The organism is Castellaniella sp. (assembly GCF_049650445.1).
Classification (GTDB): Bacteria; Pseudomonadota; Gammaproteobacteria; order Burkholderiales; family Burkholderiaceae_B; genus Castellaniella.
On the sequence record NZ_JBASAD010000028.1, the window covers coordinates 1 to 20,760 of the forward strand.

The 20,760-nt window shown below is 65.4% G+C and carries 17 protein-coding genes, 1 tRNA gene and 1 pseudogene; 15 read left to right on the forward strand and 4 right to left on the reverse strand.

Going from position 1 to position 20,760, the window contains the following annotated elements:
- Nucleotides 1-1,282 (reverse strand): annotated as a pseudogene (locus tag WA983_RS09645) (methyl-accepting chemotaxis protein); the annotation flags it as partial.
- 304 nt (nucleotides 1,283-1,586) lie between these two features.
- On the opposite strand from WA983_RS09645, the gene WA983_RS09650 reads away from it, so the two are divergent.
- The 3 genes from WA983_RS09650 to WA983_RS09660 are packed head-to-tail and all read left to right on the forward strand — an operon-like array spanning nucleotide 1,587 to nucleotide 4,147.
- A complete protein-coding gene (locus WA983_RS09650) occupies nucleotides 1,587-1,994 on the forward strand; it encodes a DUF2946 family protein (RefSeq protein WP_424311968.1) in 408 nt (135 codons plus the stop codon).
- Between the two features lie 42 nt (nucleotides 1,995-2,036).
- Nucleotides 2,037-2,570: a YcnI family protein gene (locus WA983_RS09655; protein WP_424249833.1), complete on the forward strand. Its 534-nt coding sequence runs from the start codon at nucleotides 2,037-2,039 to the stop codon at nucleotides 2,568-2,570.
- Nucleotides 2,567-4,147, forward strand: a complete 1,581-nt coding sequence (locus WA983_RS09660; protein ID WP_424311962.1) for a copper resistance CopC/CopD family protein — start codon at nucleotides 2,567-2,569, stop codon at nucleotides 4,145-4,147. The genes WA983_RS09655 and WA983_RS09660 overlap by 4 nt, the downstream gene beginning before the upstream one ends.
- 91 nt (nucleotides 4,148-4,238) lie before the next feature.
- Here WA983_RS09660 and WA983_RS09665 read toward each other — a convergent pair whose 3' ends face one another.
- The gene (locus WA983_RS09665; protein WP_424311963.1) at nucleotides 4,239-6,236 is read right to left on the reverse strand and encodes a methyl-accepting chemotaxis protein; all 1,998 of its coding nucleotides are present in this window, start codon (nucleotides 6,234-6,236) and stop codon (nucleotides 4,239-4,241) included.
- 243 nt (nucleotides 6,237-6,479) lie between these two features.
- Here WA983_RS09665 and WA983_RS09670 point away from each other — a divergent pair, with 243 nt between their 5' ends.
- The 11 genes from WA983_RS09670 (at nucleotide 6,480) to WA983_RS09720 (ending at nucleotide 18,146) form a co-directional block, all read left to right on the forward strand.
- A complete protein-coding gene (locus tag WA983_RS09670; protein ID WP_424249268.1) occupies nucleotides 6,480-7,445 on the forward strand; it encodes a chemotaxis protein in 966 nt (321 codons plus the stop codon).
- 19 nt (nucleotides 7,446-7,464) lie between these two features.
- Complete coding sequence (locus WA983_RS09675) at nucleotides 7,465-8,646, forward strand: acetyl-CoA C-acyltransferase family protein (RefSeq protein WP_424311964.1); 1,182 nt, start codon at nucleotides 7,465-7,467, stop codon at nucleotides 8,644-8,646.
- Nucleotides 8,647-8,649: 3 nt separating this feature from the next.
- Nucleotides 8,650-9,420: a spermidine synthase gene (locus WA983_RS09680; protein ID WP_424311965.1), complete on the forward strand. Its 771-nt coding sequence runs from the start codon at nucleotides 8,650-8,652 to the stop codon at nucleotides 9,418-9,420.
- Between the two features lie 88 nt (nucleotides 9,421-9,508).
- Nucleotides 9,509-9,585, forward strand: a tRNA-Val gene (locus tag WA983_RS09685).
- A gap of 260 nt (nucleotides 9,586-9,845) precedes the next feature.
- Nucleotides 9,846-11,792 (forward strand): threonine--tRNA ligase, encoded by a 1,947-nt coding sequence (gene thrS, locus WA983_RS09690; RefSeq protein WP_424249262.1) that lies wholly within the window; start codon nucleotides 9,846-9,848, stop codon nucleotides 11,790-11,792.
- Between the two features lie 37 nt (nucleotides 11,793-11,829).
- Entirely contained in the window at nucleotides 11,830-12,369 is a 540-nt protein-coding gene (infC, locus tag WA983_RS09695) for a translation initiation factor IF-3 (protein ID WP_424249271.1), read from the forward strand.
- A gap of 98 nt (nucleotides 12,370-12,467) precedes the next feature.
- Nucleotides 12,468-13,436, forward strand: a complete 969-nt coding sequence (gene gshB, locus WA983_RS09700) for a glutathione synthase (protein WP_424249260.1) — start codon at nucleotides 12,468-12,470, stop codon at nucleotides 13,434-13,436.
- A gap of 67 nt (nucleotides 13,437-13,503) precedes the next feature.
- Nucleotides 13,504-13,917 carry a PTS sugar transporter subunit IIA gene (locus WA983_RS09705; protein WP_424249258.1) on the forward strand — a complete coding sequence of 138 codons (414 nt, stop codon included), beginning with the start codon at nucleotides 13,504-13,506 and terminating at the stop codon, nucleotides 13,915-13,917.
- A 12-nt stretch (nucleotides 13,918-13,929) separates the two neighbouring features.
- On the forward strand, nucleotides 13,930-14,199 hold the full coding sequence (locus tag WA983_RS09710) for an HPr family phosphocarrier protein (protein ID WP_424249256.1): 270 nt from the start codon (nucleotides 13,930-13,932) through the stop codon (nucleotides 14,197-14,199).
- A gap of 13 nt (nucleotides 14,200-14,212) precedes the next feature.
- On the forward strand, nucleotides 14,213-15,967 hold the full coding sequence (ptsP, locus tag WA983_RS09715; protein WP_424249254.1) for a phosphoenolpyruvate--protein phosphotransferase: 1,755 nt from the start codon (nucleotides 14,213-14,215) through the stop codon (nucleotides 15,965-15,967).
- A 121-nt stretch (nucleotides 15,968-16,088) separates the two neighbouring features.
- On the forward strand, nucleotides 16,089-18,146 hold the full coding sequence (locus WA983_RS09720; RefSeq protein WP_424249252.1) for a diguanylate cyclase domain-containing protein: 2,058 nt from the start codon (nucleotides 16,089-16,091) through the stop codon (nucleotides 18,144-18,146).
- 30 nt (nucleotides 18,147-18,176) lie between these two features.
- Here WA983_RS09720 and WA983_RS09725 read toward each other — a convergent pair whose 3' ends face one another.
- A complete protein-coding gene (locus WA983_RS09725) occupies nucleotides 18,177-19,406 on the reverse strand; it encodes an ammonium transporter (protein WP_424249250.1) in 1,230 nt (409 codons plus the stop codon).
- Nucleotides 19,407-19,433: 27 nt separating this feature from the next.
- On the reverse strand, nucleotides 19,434-19,772 hold the full coding sequence (locus WA983_RS09730) for a P-II family nitrogen regulator (RefSeq protein ID WP_424249248.1): 339 nt from the start codon (nucleotides 19,770-19,772) through the stop codon (nucleotides 19,434-19,436).
- A 486-nt stretch (nucleotides 19,773-20,258) separates the two neighbouring features.
- Here WA983_RS09730 and WA983_RS09735 point away from each other — a divergent pair, with 486 nt between their 5' ends.
- On the forward strand, nucleotides 20,259-20,663 hold the full coding sequence (locus tag WA983_RS09735; RefSeq protein ID WP_424249246.1) for a hypothetical protein: 405 nt from the start codon (nucleotides 20,259-20,261) through the stop codon (nucleotides 20,661-20,663).
- Nucleotides 20,664-20,760: the final 97 nt, after the last annotated feature.

Below are 20,760 nucleotides of genomic sequence, written 5' to 3' on the forward strand. Positions count from 1 at the left end.
CGCCCATGATGTCGGTGACGCGGTTGATGCCGTCGACGATGTCCTGCATCGTGGCCCCGGCGCGCGAGGCCTGCTCGTTGCCCTTGGTGGCGGACGCCACGGAGGTGTCGATCAGGGTCTTGATCTCCTTGGCGGCGCCGGCCGATCGCTGGGCCAGGGCGCGCACTTCGGAGGCAACCACGGCAAAGCCGCGGCCTTGTTCACCGGCACGGGCGGCCTCGACCGCGGCGTTCAGGGCCAGGATGTTGGTCTGGAAGGCGATGGAATCGATGACGCCGATGATGTCGGCGACCTGCTGGGACTTGGTGTTGATCTCGCCCATGGTGGAGACCAGTTGCGCGACAATGGTGCCGCCGTCGGTGGCGGTCTTGGCGGCCGCAGCGGCCAGGGTGTTGGCCTGCTGGGCGTTGTCGGCGTTCTGGCGCACGGTGGCGGTGATTTCCTCCATCGTGGCGGCGGTCTCGGCCAGGGAGCTGGCCTGTTCCTCGGTGCGCGAGGACAGGTCCAGGTTGCCGGCGCTGATCTGCCCGGCGGCTGAGGCGATGGAATCCGCGCCGGTGCGCACGTCCTGCACGGTCTGCTGCAGGCTGGTCATCATGTCGTGCAGATTGTGTTCCAGCACGGTGATTTCGTCCCTGCCCTGGGACGTGACATCATGGTCGAGATCGCGTCGGGCGACGAAACCTGCCAGCTCCACGGCCTGCCCCAGGGGACGCGTGATGGAACGGCTGATGCGCCAGGCCAGCAGGATGCCACAGGTCAGCGCCAGGATGGCCGCCAGCATCGCGAGGATCAGCGTCCGCTGGCCGGTTTGCTGGTTCTCTGCGAATAACAGTGTTTCGCGCTCCTGCTGGAAGGTGTAGAACGCGTCGATCGAGTCTTGGTAGGCGGCGATCAGACCCGGCATGTCCTGTAAGAAGAACTTGTTGGCTTTGTCGACGTCGCCCTTCTTCTGGTCCTCGATGGCGATCTTGCGCTGGCCGGTGTAGTTCTTCCGGGTCTCCAGCACCTTGCCGTACAGCACCTTGGCCTCGGGGGTCGCGAGGGTCTCGCCGATCTGGTCCTGCAGCTCGGTGATGCGCTTCGAGGTGACGGCCATCTTCGCCTGGATGGCCTCTCGCGCTGCCGGGTCCGGGATGTGTGTCAGGGCGAGGGTGCGTTCACCGTTGACTTCGACGGCACGCGCCCATTGAAGGACGTTGCGGTTGCTTTCATTGCGGACCTGGACGGTCTTGCCGTTCTCCAGGTTATTCAGTGTTTCCCGGATCCCCAGGCCGGCCAGCAAGATGGTGATCAGGATGAGGACGCCGAACCCAAGTAAAAGTCTGGTGCTGATTTTGATGCTGCGCATGTTCATGGTGGCTCCTTGGAGTCCGGTGGGAACGGTGCAAAGGGATGCGGCCGCTTATGCGAAAACGGGGTGTATGTGGAAACAGGATGGAGTAACACTATCTTTAACATGGATTAAAAATGTCGAGTGCGTCGAAATAACGCCTGGAAGCCGGGCATTTAAGCGCTAAGGCCGTGGGACGGGGGGTGTGGCATGGTTGCGCATGATGGTCGCGGGTGCCCTATACTCCATTCGCATGAAGCCTTTCGCATCGCGATGGTCTCTCCACGCTCCGAGCCTGCCCTGGGTCTGGACCCTGTGCCTGGCTCTGGTGCTGCGCGCCCTGGTGCCGGCGGGCACGATGCTCGATCTCGGGGCCCGGAACGGCTTTCTCCCCGGGTTGGTGTTGTGTCCGGTTCAGAACCCGGGCATGTCGATGGAGGGGCACCCTCACTCCGACGACCGACCGCAGTCCCATGCCAGCCCCTTGTGCCTGTTGGCCCAGCATGCGGGTGGTTCGCCCCTGCCGACCGCGGTTTCTGCGTTGGCATGGGGCTTGATGACAGCGTTCGTTCTGGCGGCGTCTCGGGCCGCCGCACCGCCGGTGCGGCACGAGCGCGGGGCACCTCTTGGTTCCCGCGCACCGCCCCTGTCTCTCATCTGATCGTTTATCTCCCTGGTTGCGATTCATTTGAAAGGCATTCTCATGAAATTTTCTCTTGCTGCAGGCCTGGTGGCCTTGCTCGCTCTGGCGACGGCCGCCCAGGCTCACGTCACCCTTGAAACCTCCCAAGCCGCCGCTGGTGGCTATTACAAGGCCGTATTGCGTGTCGGTCATGGCTGCGACGGCGCCGACATGACCCGGCTGCGCGTGCGCATCCCCGAGGGCGTGCTGGCGGTCAAGCCGCAGCCCAAGGCCGGCTGGGCCCTGGAACTGACCCAGGGCAAATACGAGCACCCCCAGACCCTGCACGGTGCGTCGGTCGAAAGCGGTGTGCACGAAATCAGTTGGCGTGGCGACCTGCCGGACGCGTACTACGACGAGTTCGTGTTCCGCGTTTATGTGTCGGATGCCTTCAAGGCCGGGCAGACCGTGTATTTTCCGGTCGTCCAGGAGTGTGGACAGAGTGTGTCGCGCTGGATCGACACCTCGGGCAAGCCGGATGCCCGGAGCCCCGCGCCGGGCGTGAAGATCGTGGCACCAGCCCATGAGGGCGGCGGCCACGGCCATTCCCATTGAGGGCCGCGCTGACCCTGGCGGCCTGCCTGCTGTTCGGGGGGCAGGCCGCCTGGGGGCATGCCGCGCTGGTGTCGACAGAACCGGCCTCTGGTGCCGTGCTCGACCGGGCGCCGGACGCCGTGGTCCTGACGTTCAGCGAGCCGGTCAGTGTTACCGCGCTGCGTCTGCTCGGCCCCCAGGGGCCGGCCGTGGACGTCGCGCCGACGCGGGCCGACGGGCATCAGATTCGCGTGCCGCTGCCTGACGATGCGGCACAGGGCGCTTATCTGCTCAGTTGGCGCGTCGTATCGGCGGACGGGCATCCCGTGGGCGGCACGCTGGACTATGCGGTCGGCTCATCTGCCGGGCCGGCCAGGACGACAGATGCCGCCGCGCCCGGCGGACACCTGGCGGCCATCTGGCTGGGCCGCTGGCTGGGCTACATCTGCTTGTTCGCCTGTGCAGGCGCGGCCCTGTTCCGGGCCCGGAATCCATCCGGGCACCAGGCCTGGGCCTGGCCCCTGGTCTGGATCGGTTTGGGCTTGCTGCCCGTGAACCTGGGGCTGCAGGGGCTGGACCTGATGGATCAGCGCGCAGCTGCTCTGCTCGGCCGGCCGGCCTGGGCGGCCGCCCTGGGCAGCCGCTATGCCTGGACGCTGGGCCTGTTTGCCCTGGCCTTGCTGGCGTCGGCAGGGGCGTTGAGTGCCCGTCGAGCCGGGACGGTGCGCGGCTGCGCGGGTGCCGCGCTCGCACTGGCAGGGGTGTCGCTCGCCGCCAGCGGCCATGCCGGCACGGCGCCGCCCCAGTGGCTGTCGCGCCCCCTGGTGGTGTTGCACGTGGCGACGGCGGCGGCGTGGCTGGGGGCCCTCGTGCCGCTGGTGCGCCTGCTGGGAGCCGGCCGGGAGAGCACGACCGGCCTGGCGCCCCTGGCCTGGTTTTCCCGCTGGATCACGCCCGTCGTGGCCGTCCTGCTGGCGAGCGGGGCGGGGCTGGCGCTGCTGCAACTGGATCGGCCTGCGGACCTGTGGCGTACGCCTTACGGCATCGTCCTGAGCGTGAAACTGGCGTTGGTGTGCGGACTGCTCGGGATTGCGGCGTTCAATCGCTGGTCTTGCACCCGCCCCGCCTTGGCCGGCGAGATGGCGGCCCGAGGGCGGTTGCGGCGCAGCATCCTGATGGAGACCCTCGTCGCCCTGGCCCTGCTGGGGGGGGTGTCGCTCTGGCGTTTCACGCCGCCGCCGCGCAGCCTGGATGCGGCAGGCGCATCCGTTCAGCGGCTTGGCGAGGGGGTCGCGCCCTTCACTTTGTCCAATGACCGGGTGTATGCCGCCGTGATGCGGTCGGAGAGCGCGTGGATCATCGTGTTGGGCGATCCATCCGGCCGGCCTTTCGAGGCTCGCGGGCTGACGCTGACGTTGAGCAATCCGCAGGCCGGCATCGAGCCGTTGCGCCGCGAGACACAACGCGTGGGCGATGGCCGTTGGCAAGTCGACATGGGCTTCTTGCCGTCATCCGGCATCGGACGCTGGCGCGTGGGCGTGGAAATCCTGGTCGATGATTTCGAGCAGGTGACGCTGGAAGGGCCGCTGCCGCCTTGAAAAAAGCACCGCGCCTCCAGGAAGGGAGGCGCGGTGCGGAACTCGGAGGGCAGGAGGCTGCCCGACAGGCAGGACTCAGGAGCGTAGCTCCTTAGAACTCAGTCCATTCACCCTGTGCCGCCTGGCTGTTCCCGCGTGAGGCAGGGGCGCCCAGAGCGGCCGCTTTGGGCTTGCGCGCGGGGGCTGCGACCGGGCTGCGGCGCGCCGGTGCGGGGCTGATGACTTTTTCCGGCGGAGCAGGCAGCCGGTTGGCACCTGGAGCGGCCCGTCGCGGTGCCGAGGCTTCTGGCTCGGAATCGTCGAGCCGGAAGGATCCCACCAGGCTGGACAGGGATTGCGCCTGTTCCAGCAGGCTGGCTGCGGCTGCGGCCGACTCCTCGACCAGGCTGGCGTTCTGGTGGGTCACGTCGTCCATCTGGGTGACGGCCGAGTTGATTTCCTCGATGCCGGTGGCCTGCTCGCGATTGGCCGCGCTGATCTCGCCCATGATGTCGGTGACGCGGTGGATGCTGTCGACGATGTCCTGCATCGTGGTCCCGGCACGGGTGGCCTGATCGTTGCCCTGGGTCGTGACCGAAACCGAGGCATCGATGAGACCCTTGATCTCCTTGGCGGCACCCGCCGACCGTTGTGCCAGCGCGCGCACTTCGGAGGCGACCACGGCGAAGCCGCGTCCCTGTTCGCCGGCGCGCGCGGCTTCGACCGCCGCGTTCAGGGCCAGGATGTTGGTCTGGAAGGCGATGGAATCGATGACGCCGATGATGTCGGCGACCTGCTGGGACTTGGCGTTGATCTCGCCCATGGTGGAGACCAGCGCACTGACCGTGGATTTCCCTTCCTCGGTGGCCTCGGCGGCCGAGGCGGCCAGGGTGTTGGCCTGGGTTACGTGATCGGAGTTCTGGCGCACGGTGGCGGTGATTTCCTCCATCGTGGCGGCGGTTTCGGCCAGGGAACTGGCCTGTTCCTCGGTGCGCGAGGACAGATCCTGGCTGCCGGTGGAGATCTCGGTGGCTGCGGTGCGGATCGATTCCGAGGCGTCGCGGATCTGCAGCAGCACGGCCGAGATCTTGTCCGTAAACAGATTGAAGGCGCGCGCGATGTGCGTCAGTTCGTCCTGGCCGGATTCGCTGACGCGGCGGGTCAGGTCGCCGTCGCCGGAGGCAATCTCTTGCAAGGCGTCGCGGATCGTCAGCAGGCGGGCGAGCTGCCGGTTGACGAAGACCGCCATCAGGATGCTCGCGATCAGCACGCACAGGAGGGCGATGACGACGGCCGTCCAGAACAGGCTGTCCAGGGTGGCGGTGGCCTGGTGGTAATCGATGCTGATGCCCAGCAGCCAGGGTGTGCCGTCGATGTGGGCGGCGTACAGCAATTGCGACTCGCCATCGATTGGCAACAGCGCACGGTTGCGCTGGGAGGCCAGCCCGGACAGCATCTCGGCGCTGATGCCGGGTGCCAGCTCGGTGACCTGCTTGAGCGTGTATTTGGGATCGGGGTGGGCCAGAATCTTGCCGGTGTTCTTGTCGATCAGAAAGGCGAAACTCTTTTCGTAGGGGCGGATGCCGGCGACTTTCTTCACCACCGAGGTCAGTTCCATGTCGGACCCGACGACTGCGACGGTCTTGCCGTTCTCGATCAGGGGCTCGATGAAGCTGACGACCAGATTGCCGGTCGCTGAATCCGTATAGGCCGTGGTCAGGTCGGGCCCGCCCTTGGCGACCGCTTGCTTGTACCAGCCCCGCGTCGTGCCGTCGTAGCCCTCGGGCCGGGGCTTGGTGAACGCGTGGCTTTTGTCGGCGCGGACGAAGTACGCCAGGTCCAGTCCGGCGACCTCGGCGGCCCGCAACATGGGGAGGGGGTCCGCCTCGGGCAGGGCCAGCAGGATCGAGTGCGTGATCTGTTGCTTGCTCTGGGCCCAGGCGGACAGGTCCGACGCGTAGACGCCGGCCAGTTGGCGGGTGTCGTCGTCGATGGTGTCCAGCATGTCGCTTCGAACCACGTAGAACACGGCGGCCGAGAGCGAGATGAGTGAGAGAGTAGCGATCAGGATGCTGACCGCAGTGATCCGAGCGCGCAGGCTTTTGAACATGTTGGGAACTCCACGAGAACCCCGAGTGGTACGGAACGTGTCCGCTTGAGTGCAGTAATGTAACGAAGGCGTTGGCCGATGTTCATGGGCTCAGTTGCTGTTTTTCGGCCCAGTTCACTGATTTAGAAGGGGGTTTGTTGCGTTGATGCGGAATATTTTTCGACCGGGGCTGCAAGAGACGGCGGCGACCATTAGAATCTCCGGTTCGGGGACCCCGCATTCAGCATTCATATAAGGCCTGACATGAGCTCACTTCAAAAAGAAATCGATGAACGCACCAGTTTGGCCGGCACCAACCGGTTCGAACTTCTGCTGTTTCGCCTGGGTACGGATGCCGTCCTGGGGCAGTCCGAACTCTTTGGCATCAATGTGCTGAAGGTCCGCGAAATCGTGACCATGCCTGCCATCACACCGATCGCGGGCGCGCCGAAATTCTCGCTGGGCGTGGTGCATCTGCGCGATCAGGTGATCCCCGTGTACGATCTGCCCGCGCTCATTGGCTGCAAGCTGGCGGCTGCGCCGACCCTGATGCTGGTGACGGAATACGCTCGCACCACCCAGGCGTTCACGGTCGAATCCGTCGAAGACATCGTGCGACTGGAATGGGGGCAGGTCATCTCCGCCGAAAATACCGGCACGGGTCCCAGCCTGATCACCAGTATCGCCCGTCTGAGCGAGGGCAGCGGCGATGAGGCGCGCCTGGCCCAGGTGCTGGACGTCGAGGCCATCCTGCAGGCCATCACGCCCGAGGAAAACCGCCACCAGGTCAACCCCCGGGAAGTGGGCGACAAATTCGCCCTCAAGCCGGGCACCGTGGTGTTGGTGGCCGACGACTCGTTCGTGGCCCGCGCCCTGATGGAACAGACGTTGAAGGCGATGGACATTCCCTACGAGATGGTCAAATCCGGCCAGGAGGCCTGGGACCGCCTGAACGCGCTGGCCGCCACCGCCGAGGCCGAGGGCAAGACCATCCACGACAAGGTCTGCCTGATGCTGACCGATCTGGAAATGCCGGAAATGGATGGTTTCACGCTGACGCGCAACATCAAGCAGGACTCCCGTTTCAACGCCATGCCGGTGGTGATTCACTCATCTCTGTCAGGTTCGGCCAATGAAAACCACGTGCGCAGCGTCGGCGCCAATGGCTACGTCTCCAAATTTTCCGCCGAGGAACTGTCCTCCGCCATCCGCAAGGCGCTGGGCCGTTGATTTTTTTGGAGTAAAAATCATGCAAGACATCGTCATCGTTGAGGCCTGCCGCACCGCCGTCGGGGATTTCGGCGGCGGGCTCAAGGACATCGCCCCCTGCGAACTGGGAGAGCGCGTGGTGCGCGCCGTGCTGCAGCGCGCGGGCGTAGCGGCGGATGACGTCGGCCATGTCGTCTTCGGCCATGTCATCAACACCGAACCGCGTGACATGTACCTGTCGCGCGTGGCGGCCCTGAACGCGGGCATCCCCCAGGCCGTACCGGCCTTCAACGTCAACCGCTTGTGCGGTTCCGGCCTGCAGGCCATCGTATCCGCCGCTCAGGTGCTGATGCTGGGCGATGCCGAGGTCGCGATCGGCGCCGGCGCCGAAAGCATGAGCCGCGCGCCTTATGTGGCGGTCGGCCAGCGCTGGGGTTCGCGCATGGGCGACTCGCGCCTGGTGGACATGATGACGGGTGCCCTGTCTTGCCCGTTCGAGCACTACCACATGGGCGTGACCGCCGAGAACGTGGCGCGGAAATACGCCATCAGCCGCGAGGACCAGGACGCGCTGGCGCTGGAATCGCACCGCCGTGCGGCGCACGCCATCGAGCAGGGGTACTTCAAGTCGCAGATCGTGCCGGTGACGCAAAAGACCCGCAAGGGCGAGATCGTGTTCGAACAGGATGAACACGTGCGTTTCGACGCCAGCCCGGACAGCTTCAACAAGCTGAAACCCGTCTTCGCCAAGGAAAACGGCACTGTGACGGCGGGCAACGCCTCCGGCCTGAACGACGGTGCGGCCGCCGTGCTGCTGATGACCGAACAGGCTGCCCGTGCCCGTGGCCTGACCCCCATGGCGCGGCTGGTGTCCTACGGTCATGCGGGCGTGGACCCCCAGTACATGGGCATCGGCCCGGTGCCGGCCACGCGTGCCGCCCTGGCGCGCGCCGGCCTGACCCTGGACCAGATCGACGTGATCGAAGCCAACGAGGCCTTTGCCGCCCAGGCCTGCGCGGTGTCCCGCGAACTGGGCTTCGACCCGGCCAAGGTCAATCCCAATGGCAGCGGTATCGGTCTGGGGCACCCGATCGGTGCCACGGGCGCCCTGATCACGGTCAAGGCCCTGCACGAACTGCGGCGCGTCCAGGGCCGTCATGCGCTGGTCACCATGTGCATCGGTGGCGGGCAGGGGATCGCCGCCATCTTCGAACGCCTGTAGGCCGTGGCACGTTCGCGCGCTGACCGGGACGCCCGGCAGGCGGCCATCGAGGCCGACCTGCCGACGCTGTCCGAAGAATACGGCATCCGCTACCTGCACTTCGATTCGGAATGGATTCAGGGCGCGATGCGGATCGCCCGGCCGTCCGAACTGGTGCTGGCCTATACCCAGCAGATGATGGCCTGGCTGCTGTTCGCCTCCGCCGGCACGCGCGACCGCGTCGGCATCCTGGGGCTGGGGGCGGGCTCGCTGCTGCGCTTTACCTTGCGGCACACCCGGTCCTCGGTGGACACGGTCGAACGCAATCCGGCCGTCACGTCCCTCTGCCAGGCATTTTTCCGCTTGCCGGGTAGTGCACGTTCCGTCATCGATCACGCCGACGCGCGCGACTGGGTGGCCGAGCCGGGCAGGGCGGGGCGCTATCGGGCCCTGATGGTGGACCTGTACGACAGCCGGGCCGAAGGCCCCGTATGTGGCGATCCCGCGTTTTACCGGGACTGCTGCCGAGTCCTGGACGAGCCGGGCGTGATGAGCGTGAACCTGTTCGGCAACCACGAAAGTTTTGAGGAAAACCTGCGCGGCATCCGTGCCGCCTTCGACGGGCGCGTGCTGTGCCTGCCGGAGGTCGACGAGGGCAATACGGTGGTCCTGGCCTTCAAGGGCGATGCCCTGGACCTGTCACGCCAGGCTTTGCTGGATCGGGCGGAGCAACTGGAATCGCGCACCGGTCTGCCGGCCCGGCGCTGGGCGCGTTCGCTGCTGGCTGGGGGGTGACGGGCCGGTTTTTCGCCTTGAGCTTCAGACTTGAGTTCAGGCATTTGACAGGCTGCGAAATCCCCCCTAAAATTCCGTTCTTTCCTGAAGGCGGTTAGCTCAGTTGGTTAGAGCGCTACGTTGACATCGTAGAGGTCGCTGGTTCGAATCCAGTACTGCCTACCAAATACCGGAAGTGATCGGGCACGTCCCGCGAAAAAGCCGCGCAATCGATGGATGCGCGGCTTTTTGCTGTTTTGCAACAATCCTCGCCGCAGCAGGGCATCCGGCCGTGCCGAATCCGGTGCCTTTCTCGTATCAAATTGATTGTTGACCGCCCGATTGCTACACTTGGCAGGTTCCCTCCTGCACGGAAAATTCAGGCTTATTCAGGCTCTTTATCGACGCGGCGCAGGCCGCGTTTCGCATTTTCAGGACACGCTTACATGGTTTGCATCACCCTTCCCGACGGTACGCAGCGCACGTTCGAACACCCCGTTTCCGTGCACGAGGTCGCGCGCTCCATCGGGACCGGACTGGGCAAGGCGGCGCTGGCGGGCAGGCTGACCGTGAACGGGCAACCGGAGCGGCTGGTGGACGCCAGCCATGTGATCGACCAGGATGCGGGGCTGAGCATCGTCACCGACAAGGACCCCGAGGGCCTGGACCTGATCCGCCACTCGACGGCGCACCTGCTGGCCTATGCGGTCAAGACTCTGTTTCCCGACGCCCAGGTCACCATTGGCCCGGTGATCGACAATGGCTTCTATTACGATTTCTCGTACAAGCGCGCGTTCACGCCCGAAGACCTGGCCGCCATCGAAAAAAAGATGGCCGAACTGGCGCGCCGCGACGAAGCCGTCACGCGCGAGGAATGGGACCGCGACGAGGCCGTGAAGTTCTTCCGTGGCATCGGCGAGGCCTACAAGGCCGAGATCATTGCCTCGATCCCCACCAACGAAAAGATCAGCCTGTACCGCGAGGGCGATTTCATCGACCTGTGCCGCGGCCCGCACGTGCCGTCCACCGGCCGCCTGCGGGTGTTCAAGCTGATGAAAGTTGCCGGGGCCTACTGGCGCGGCGACAGCAACAACGAAATGCTGCAGCGCATTTATGGCACCGCCTGGGCCCGCAAGGAAGACCAGGACGCCTACCTGCACATGCTCGAACAGGCCGAGTTGCGCGATCACCGCCGCATCGGCCGCGAACTGGACCTGTTCCACTTCCAGGAAGAGGCTCCGGGCCTGATCTTCTGGCACCCCAAGGGCTGGACGGTCTGGCAGCAGGTCGAGCAATACATGCGTCAGGTGTACCAGGACAACGGCTACCAGGAAGTCAAGGCGCCGCAGATTCTGGATCTGTCCCTGTGGAAGAAAACCGGCCACTGGGACAACTACCAGGAAAACATGTTCACGACGGAATCCGAAAACCGCGTGTATGGCCTCAAGCCCATGAACTGCCCGGGCCACGTGCAGATCTTCAACGCCGGCCTGCATTCCTACCGTGAACTGCCGCTGCGCTACGGCGAATTCGGCCAGTGCCACCGCAACGAGCCCTCCGGTTCGCTGCACGGCATGATGCGCGTGCGCGGCTTCACCCAGGACGACGGCCACATCTTCTGCACCGAAGACCAGCTCCAGGCCGAATGCGCCGATTTCACACGGCTGCTGCAAAAGGTCTACGCCGACTTCGGCTTTACAGAGATCCTGTACAAGGTCGCCACCCGCCCTGAAAAACGCATCGGCGCCGACGAGGTCTGGGACAAGGCCGAGCGTGCCCTGATGGACAGTCTGGATCTGTCTCATTGCGAGTACGAGGTGTCGGAAGGCGAGGGCGCTTTCTACGGCCCGAAGATCGAATACACCCTGAAGGACGCCATTGGCCGCCATTGGCAGTGCGGCACCATCCAGGTGGACTTTTCCATGCCGCAGCGCCTGGGGGCCGAATACGTCGATGCCCAGGATCAGCGCCGTACGCCGGTGATGCTGCATCGGGCCATTCTGGGTTCTCTGGAGCGCTTTATCGGCATGCTGATCGAAAACCACGCCGGGGCGCTGCCCGCCTGGCTGGCGCCGCAGCATGCCGTGGTCTGTTGTATCTCCGACAGTTCCGCCGCCTATGCCGAGCAGCTTGCCCGCGACCTGAAGCAACAGGGTCTGCGCGTGTCCGCCGACGTGCGGGGCGAAAAGATCACTCGTAAAATCCGCGAACATAGCCTGCAGAAAATCCCGTATATTCTGGTCGTCGGCGACAAGGAACGCGAATCCGGCGCCGTATCCGTACGTGGGCGCGGCAATCAGGATCTGGGCTCGATGCCGGTGGCGGATTTCACCGCCCGGCTGAAGCACGAAATCTCGACCCGTCAGCAGGGGACCGAATCGGCGCAGGCCTGATTTCTCCCTTTTTTATCAACTCACAGGAGTTTTAGACATCGCAACCGAAAAGAAACACCGCGTCAACGGTGAGATCCGCATCCACGAAGTCCGTCTGATCGGCGTGGAAGGTGAACAACTGGGTATCGTCCGTACAGCCGATGCCTTGGTCATGGCCGAGCAGAACGACGTCGATCTGGTCGAAATCGCTCCCACGGCCAGCCCCCCGGTTTGTCGCCTGATGGACTACGGCAAGTTCAAGTACCAGGAACAGAAGCGCCAGGCCGAGGCCCGTTCCCGCCAGAAGGTCATCCAGGTCAAGGAAGTCAAGTTCCGCCCGGGCACCGACGAAGGCGACTACCAGGTGAAGCTGCGCAATCTGCGCCGCTTCCTCGAGGACGGTGACAAGGCCAAGGTCACGCTGCGTTTCCGCGGCCGTGAAATGGCCCACCAGGAACTGGGCATGCGTGTGCTCGAACGGGTGCGCGATGACCTGGGCGAACTGGTGCTGGTCGAGGCCATGCCCAAGCTCGAAGGCCGTCAGATGGTGATGGTGCTGGCGCCGCGCAAGAAGGCCGGCAAGGGCGATGCGGCCTGATTGCGACTTCTGACCTCGCCGCTTGCAAGCGGCGAGGTGAAGCATTGTTCCGGCTGGAGAAATCCCAGCAGGACACCAGTGGTATCACAGAGGCATCCATGCATTTTCTGTTCGTCATCGATCCGCTGCCTGCCCTGAAGGCCTGGAAGGATTCCTCGGTCGCCATCATGCGCAGCCTGACGGCGCAAGGGCATGAATTCAGCTTCGCCACGATGGGCGACCTGTACATCCAGGAAGGCCGTGTGCGGGTTGCGGCCACGGCGATGCGCTTGCGCGCTGACGCCGACTGGCACGGCCACGCCTGGTGGACGCAAGACGCCGCCCCGCGCGAATGCGCGCTGGCCGACTTCGACGGCGTGCTGATGCGCAAGGACCCGCCCTTCGACATGGAATACGTCTACGCGACGCATCTGTTCGATTATGCGGCGGCTCAGGGCGCGCGCGTGTTCAACGCCGGATCGGCCATCCGCAACCATCCGGAAAAGCTCGCCATCACCGAGTTCCCGCAATACACGGCGCCTACGCTGGTCAGTCGCGACATGGCGCGCTTGCGCGCATTCCAGGCGCAATATGGCGATGTCATCGTCAAGCCTCTGGATGGCATGGGCGGCAGCGGGATTTTCCGCTTGCGGCCGGACGAACCGAACCTGGGTTCCATCCTGGAGGCCCTGACGGAGCTGGGTGAACGCACCATCATGGCGCAGCGCTACATTCCGGAAATCCGCGATGGCGACAAGCGCATCCTGATCATCGGCGGCGAGCCGGTGCCCTACGCCCTGGCGCGTGTGCCGCTGCAGGGCGAGACGCGCGGCAATCTGGCCGCCGGCGGGCGCGGGCGGGCGCAGCCCTTGTCGGCGCGCGACCTGGAACTGGCCCAGGCCGTGGGCAATCGGCTGGCGGGACGCGGCCTGCTGTTGATCGGCCTGGACGTGATCGGCGACTACATCACCGAGATCAATGTCACCAGCCCCACCTGTTTTGTGGAAATCACCGAGCAGACCGGTTTCGACGTGGCCGGCCGCTTCGTCGAGGCCCTGGTCCACGCCGTGAGCGCGCACAGTAAATGAGCGCGCCCGGCCGCCCCAAGTGCGAATTCCCCCCTGGGGGGACGGCGCGTAGCGCCAAGGGGGCAATATGAACACGCGCATTGCCCTGGTCATGCACGATCCTCTGGGCGCGGCCTTCGAGGCTTGCGCCCGACATGTGCTGGGCCGCATGCCTGACCTGACGGTCTTCGACATCGTGCCAGATGCCGATCCGCCCGTTCAGACCGCGCGCATCCTGGACTGGATGCGCGCGCACGGATCGGGTGAGCCTGTCCTGATCCTGTGCGACCTGTACGGCGCGACGCCGTTCAACATCGCCGTCCAGGCCCAGCGCCAGGCGCTGGAGGATGGCTACGTGGTGCATCTGCTGACCGGCACCAATGCCTGCATGGTGCTGAAGGCCTTGACAGACCAGCAGGAAAACCCTGAATCTCTCAGTGAGCGCGTACGTCAGGGGGCGTTGCGCGGTATCGTCAATGCCGAACCCCCGTGTGATTGTTAGGAACCCGTCTTCATGCCTTCCATCGATCTGGTGATTTCGAACAAACTGGGCTTGCATGCGCGCGCGGCGGCCAAGCTGACCCAGTTGGCCGGGCGCTATCGCAGCGACATCTTCATTTCGCGGGGGGCGCAACGCGTCAACGCCAAGAGCATCATGGGCGTGATGATGCTGGCCGCCGGGCTGGGCGTCACCGTCAAGATCGACGCTCAGGGCGAGGACGAAGCCCAGGCCCTGACCGATATCCGGGCCTTGTTCGAGGGCCGCTTCGGAGAAGCCGAATAGGGCTTTATCCCGCATGAATTCGCCGGAACCTGTTTCGTCCGCGCTCACCTCCACCCTGTGCCTCTACGGCCAGGGTGTGGTGCGCGGTTATGCCATCGGTCGAGCGGTGGTCATGAGTGCGGCTTCGCTCGAGGTCGCCCACTACCGCATTGCCGACGCGGACATCGAATCCGAGCAGCGGCGCTTTACCCAGGCGGTGGACGAGACCGTGCGCGACCTGGGCCAGATGGCCGAGGACCTGCCGGCCGACGCCCCGCGTGAACTGGGCGTGCTGCTGTCGGTGCACGCCATGCTGCTGCAGGACCCCATGCTGACGCAATCCGTCCGTCAGATGATCGCAGAGCGCCAATACAACGCCGAATGGGCGCTGGCGACCCAGGGCCAGATCCTGGTGGAACAGTTCTCCCTGATGGAGGATGCCTACCTGCGCGAGCGTGGCGGGGATGTGCGCCAGGTGATCGAGCGCGTCTTGCGGGTGCTGTCGGGGTCCGGGCACTGGCTGCCGAATCTGGACGCTGTGAACACCGATGGCAGCCTGATCGTGGTGGCGCGCGACATTTCCCCGGCCGACATGATGCGTCTGCGTGGCGGCCGCTTCGGCGCCTTTCTGACGGACCTGGGCGGTGCGACCTCGCACACGGCCATCGTGGCGCGCAGCATGAATGTGCCGGCCGTGGTCGGCATGGGACTGGTGCGCGCGCTGGTGCGCGACGGCGACCGGCTCATCGTCGACGGCCTGAACGGGCTGGTTCTTGTCAATCCCTCGGATGCCGTGCTGCAGGAATACCAGGAACGGCAAGCGGCCTTCCTGCGTGAGCGCGACGAACTCAAGGCGCTGCGTTTCGCGCCGGCCGTCACGCTCGACGGCATCCATATCCGCATGGAAGCCAATATCGAATTGCCGGAGGAGGCCGCCGACGCGCTGGCGGCTGGCGCCGAGGGCATTGGCCTGTTCCGCAGTGAATTCCTGTTCATGGGCCGTCCCGATCTGCCGGGCGAGGAAGAGCAGTACGAGGCCTACGCCTCGGTTGTGCGTGCAATGGCTGGCCGGCCCGTCACGATCCGCACGCTGGACATCGGCGCCGACAAGACGCTGGACGGTGAGGCGACCGTGGCCACCAATCCGGCGCTGGGTCTGCGCGCGATCCGCTACTGCCTGGCTCATCCCGAGATGTTCAACACGCAGTTGCGGGCGTTGCTGCGGGCTGCCGCGCACGGGCCGATCCGGGTGCTGTTCCCCATGGTGTCGCACATGCACGAGATCCATGCCGCCCGCCGTGCCCTGGCGCGGGCCGTCGAGGAACTGTGCGCCGAAGGCCTGCCTCACGACGCAGCCGTGCAGGTGGGTGCCATGGTCGAGATTCCCGCCATCGCCATCGCCATCGAGCCCTTCGCCGAGGCGCTGGATTTCCTGTCCATCGGCACCAACGACCTGATCCAGTACGTGCTGGCGATCGATCGGGGCGACACGGACGTCGCCTCGCTGTACGATCCGATGCATCCGGCGGTGCTGCGCCTGATCGCGCACACCATCAACGCCGGCGAACGGGTAGGCAAGCCCGTGTCGATCTGCGGCGAGATGGCCGGTGACGTGCGGGTCACCCGCATGCTGCTTGGGCTGGGGCTGACCGGATTCTCCATGCATCCGCAGCAACTGCTGGACGTGAAGAAGGAAATCCGCAAGGCGCATTCCAACGCGCTGCGGGTCAAGGTCGCCTCGGCTCTGAACCGGGCCGAACGCATCGACCTGTCCACCCTGGGCGCCTGAGTTTCGTCTGGGGTCAGATCAAGAACCCGAACATATTAGAGTGTCGGGCCGGTCTGTTCGTTGGTAGAATCTTCCGGCGGTAATACCCTGGTTTCCGACCCCGATATTCCCAGGCTTCTTCTTGCGACTCGACTCCCTTCCCCGTTCTGTGCGTCAGAAGGCCACCCTGGCCTTCATCCTGGTGATGTTGCTGGCCATCGGCAACGTCTCCATCGTCCAATTCCTGTTGCGGGAAGGCGACGGTGTGGCCGCCACGCTGAACGTTGCAGGCAAGATGCGGATGTTGAGCCAGCGCCTCAGTCTGTCAGCGCTGGCGCTGCATCAGCAGCCGGACCTGCCGGATCTGGTGCCGGATCAGTTGACCTCCTGGTTCGACGAGGTGCATGACGCACTGCTTTTTGGCGGCCGGGCCTTCGACCTGGATATCCCCGCGATACCGAAGGTACTCGCGCCGCAGTTGCTGGATGTGCACCAGGCCTGGATGCGCCATCGGAGCGCCGTCGACGCGCTGGCCCGCGCACCGGCTGGAGACCGCGCCGCCGTAGAGGCGCTGTTGCAGGCCGGTACCGACCTGCTGACCCGTACCGAGGCGCTGATGGACAGCCTGGTCGTCCAGGCGCGGGAAGTCCAGGGCCGCGCGCTTTACGGCGCCTATGCCCTGTTCGGACTGGATCTCCTGCTGCTGGCGCTGGCCGGCTGGGTGGTTTCCCGGCGTATCCTGCAGCCTGTCCAGGTTCTGGCCCAGCAATGCCGAGCCCTGGCGGTGGGCGATTATGCCGCCCGTTCCGCCTTGCCGCCCGGCGATGAGCTGGGCGAACTGGGTCAGGCGCTGAACGATTCCGCTGGGCGCATCGAGCGCTTGCTGCAGGACATCGAGAAAGAGCATGCGGCGCTGGCCGATGCGCAATCCATGTTCAGCGGTCTGTCCGACAATACCGTGGCCGGCATCTACATGGTGGATGAATCCCTGTGCTTCATCTATGCCAACGCGCGCATGGCCGATATGCTGGGCTATTCGCAGACTGTGCTGGCGGGCGGTTTTCCGCTCGACCAGGTGTTCATCGGGGCGGCCTACGAGATGGTCCGTACCCAGGCAATGGAGCGTCTGTCGGGGCACGCAACCCAGACGCGCTACGAATGCGTGGCGCGGCGTGGTGACGGTGAGCCGATCGAACTGGAAATCTTCGGTTCCCTGATGACCCTGCACGGTCGGCCGGCCTTGATCGGCATCATGTTCGACATCACCGAGCGCAAGCGTGCCGAGGCATCGGCGCGGCGGGCCGCCCTGGTCTACGCCCACACCAGCGAAGGCATGGTGGTCACGGATGCCAGCGGCGTGATCCAGGACGTCAATCCAGCCTTTACTGCGGTGACCGGCTACAGCGCCGATGACGTGGTCGGGCGCACCATGAGCGTGCTCAGCTCCGGGCGTCACGACGACGATTTCTACCGGGCGATGTGGACCAGGCTAGAGGAGACCGGCCGCTGGAGCGGCGATATTCATAACCGGCGCAAGTCGGGAGAGGAATATGTCGAACGCCTGTCGATCAATACGTCCTACAACGCCGATGGCAGCGTCAATTGCCGGATTGGCCTGTTTTCCGACGTGACCGAAAAGCGCCGTCGTGAGGCCTCGATCTGGCATCAGGCGCATCATGACCATCTGACCCAGTTGCCCAACCGTCAGACGTTCGAGGAAAACCTGCGACTCAGTATCGAACAGACCCGGCTGGGCGGGTCGCCGTTCGCGGTGATATTCCTGGATCTGGACTTGTTCAAGGATGTGAACGACACCCTGGGCCACGAGGCGGGTGACCAGTTGCTGCGTCTGGTGGGGCGGCGGCTGATCGAGTGCGTTCGGGCTTCGGACCTGGTGGCGCGGCTGGGCGGCGACGAGTTCACGCTCCTGATCCGGGATATCCAGGACCCGGACGACATCTTTCCGGTCGCCGACAAGATCCTGGAGTCCCTGTCCCAGCCCTTTGCACTGGGCGAGCAGACCGTGCAGATTTCCGCCAGCATGGGCGCGTCCTTGCATCCTCGCGATGGCGACAGCGACAGCGAGTTGCTGCGGACCGCCGATCTGGCCATGTACGCCGCCAAGGAGCAGGGCCGCAATCATTTCCGTGTCTATGCGGCCGGGATGCACGAGTCTGTCCGCGCTCGCCGGGGGGCCTGATCCGGCTTCGGCTTCAGCCCCGGCTCCGGCTCAGTCGGGGTAGGCGGTTTCGCCGTGCGTCGTGGCGTCCAGACCCTGCCGTTCCTCATCGGGCGCGACCCGCAGCCCCATCAGCCGATCGACCAGCAGGGCGCAAATCGCGGCACTGGCGGCGGCCCACACCAGACTGACCAGCACCGCTTCAGCCTGCAGCCAGGTCTGATGCAGCAGCGCGCCCAGACCTGCCGGCCCTGGGCCGCCCAGACTGGCGGAATAGAAGATACCCGTCAGCAGGGCGCCGACGATGCCGCCCACGGCATGAATACCGAACACGTCGAAAGCATCGTCGATGCCTAGTCTGCGCTTCAGACCGCTCACGCCCCAGAGCGCGGCCCAGGAGGCCAGTACCCCGATGACGAGTGATGCGCCTGGTGCGACCAGGCCGGCGGCCGGGGTGATGCCCACCAGCCCGGCAATGGCTCCGGAGGCCGCGCCCAGCAGCGAGGCCCGGCCCTTCAGAAGCCGTTCCGCCAGCGCCCAGGCCAGCACGCCGCAGACTGCGGCCAGCAGGGTGTTGGCCACGGCCAGGACGGCTTGCTCGTTGGCGGCCAGCGCCGATCCGCCGTTGAAGCCAAACCAGCCGATCCACAGCAACGCGGCGCCGGTCAGGTTCAGCGGCAGGCTATGGGGCAGCATGGCTTCCCGATTGTGGCCCAGCCGGGGACCGACCCAGTACGCGCCCACCAGGCCGGCCGCCCCGGCGCTGATGTGGACGACGGTGCCGCCGGCGAAATCCAGGGCGCCGCGTAGGTGCAGCCAGCCGTCGCCGGCCCAGACCATGTGCGCGATCGGCATGTAGCCCAGCGTGAACCACAGGCCGGCGAAGGCCAGCGCTGCGCCGAAGCGGGTGCGTTCGGCCATACTGCCGGTGATCAGCCCGCAGGTGATGGCTGCGAAGGTCGCCTGGAACAGGGCGAACAGCAGTTCCGGGATCGTGCCGAGCAAGGGCAGGGGGGCGGCGTCCCCGGCCCGGTAGAGGCCAGCCAGCCCCAGACGCGTCCATCCGCCCAGGCCGCCGAAGCCCTCGGTGAACACCAGAGAGTAGCCGTAGGCGAACCACAGCACCGTGATCAGCGCGCAGACGCTCAACGTCTGGGTCATGACGGACAGCGTGTGGCGTTTGCGCGCCAGACCGCCGTAGAACAGCGCCAGGCCTGGCATGCACATCAGCCAGACCAGCAGGGTTGAAGTCAGGATCCAGACCAGATCGCTCTTGTCCATGAGGGGGTACTCCTTTTTCAACGGGGGTCAGAGGGCGGCTTCGCCGGTTTCGCCGGTGCGGATGCGTACGACGTGCTCGAGAGGCGTGACGAAGACCTTGCCGTCGCCGATCTTGCCGGTGCGGGCCGCCTGGCACAGGCATTCGACCGTCATTTCGACCAGATCGTCCGGGACGGCGACCTGAATCTGCAGCTTGGGCAGGAAATCGACCTGGTATTCCGCGCCTCGGTAGAGCTCGGTGTGGCCTTTCTGGCGGCCGAATCCCTTGGCCTCCGTGACCGTCATGCCCTGGATGCCGGCGGCCTCCAGCGCGGCGTGAGCCTCTTCCAGTTTGAAGGGCTTGATGAATGCAGTGACGAGTTTCATGAATGCTCCTTTGCGGTCTGTGTGCATGGAGATTCAAGCAAAATGTGTGCCAGTTTTTCAGAGGACGGGTCCGGCCCTGAGGGAATCCTCTGCGGGCTGGCCTGCGCCTGGCGAATCCGATCGGCGTGCGAGCCGCGAGGGGACGTGGAACGAAGGCGCGCACCGCCCGGGTGCAGGGCTGCGCCGGAATGGTGCGGCGGCGTGGTCGCGCGGTCATGCGGCGCAGAGGCCTCGATTCCGGCGTGGTTTTGTGTCCAGTTGTTGGGGGCGTGATCGGCGGCTGCGGGCCGAGCCGGGCGGTTTCCCCCTGGGCACGCGGCCGATGACAGGCACCGGATTGGTCTGGCTCGGCGGACATCAGTCATTACATGTCAGGGTTTACCCCCGATTCAGGACCGCTAGAATTGTAACCAAGCCGGTTGTAACAAGCCGGTCCTCGAAGATGATCCGCCACTTCACACAGCGGAATTTTGTATAGGGAAGATCATGAACATGACGCGTAAAACGCTGACTATGGCCGCCATGGTGGCATCGCTGAGCTTGCTGGCCGCTTGCTCCAAGAGCGATGACGCTTCGGCGCCGCCTCCGGCGGCCCCCGCGCCTTCGACGGCGCCGACTCCGGCTCCCATGCCTCCCGGCACGCCTGCGCCCCAGGAGCAGCAGAGCGCCCCCGCTGATCAGTCCATGGGGGACAAGATCAAGGAAACGGCCGGCGAGGCCAAGGACAAGGCGGCCGAACTCGGCCAGGCGGTGTCCACCAAGGCCGGCGAACTGGCCCACGATGCGGGCGAAGCCGCCAACAGTGCCCGTGAATCGGTGCAGGCAGGTGCGGCCAAGGCCGATGCCGCCATCCAGGGGGCCGTGGGCAACTCGAACAGCGGCTCCAAGTAAGCGGGCATCTGCGGATTCGGGCGGGACAAATCCGTCCCGCGCGCTGCCCGCGATCCCGTTCCCGTCGCTATAGTGCGGGAAGTCTTCAGGGATCTGC